General features: G+C 66.3%; 1 pseudogene. It reads right to left on the bottom strand.

The features are described from left to right. Window positions 1-21: 21 nt before the first annotated feature. Window positions 22-270, bottom strand: a pseudogene (locus FPZ47_RS28795) (hypothetical protein); the annotation flags it as partial.

The raw sequence follows: 270 nt of genomic DNA, 5'->3' as shown, positions 1-270 counted from the left end.
GCTCAGCGATAGGGCGAAGGCTCACCAACGGTCCGTCTCCTGACGGGCGCACTGGCCAGCCAGATACGGGTACTGGTCGGCGATAGCGTTGAGCACCCGCTCACCGATGAGGCGCCGGGCCTCGGCGACCCCCACCCGGCCCGTGACACTGTCCAACAGCCAGTCGTAGTCAGTCTCGACATGGCGCAAATAATTGACCGCCCACCGCTGCAGCGCAGCGGGATCGGCCGAGGACACCGTGGCGAGATCGTGGTTGTCGTGGCCCCTTTC

The sequence above is a fragment of the Mycobacterium helveticum genome, from assembly GCF_007714205.1.
GTDB lineage: Bacteria > Actinomycetota > Actinomycetes > Mycobacteriales > Mycobacteriaceae > Mycobacterium > Mycobacterium helveticum.
Note: the sequence above shows the minus strand (reverse complement) of the source record. Positions and strands in the feature narration are given on the sequence as shown.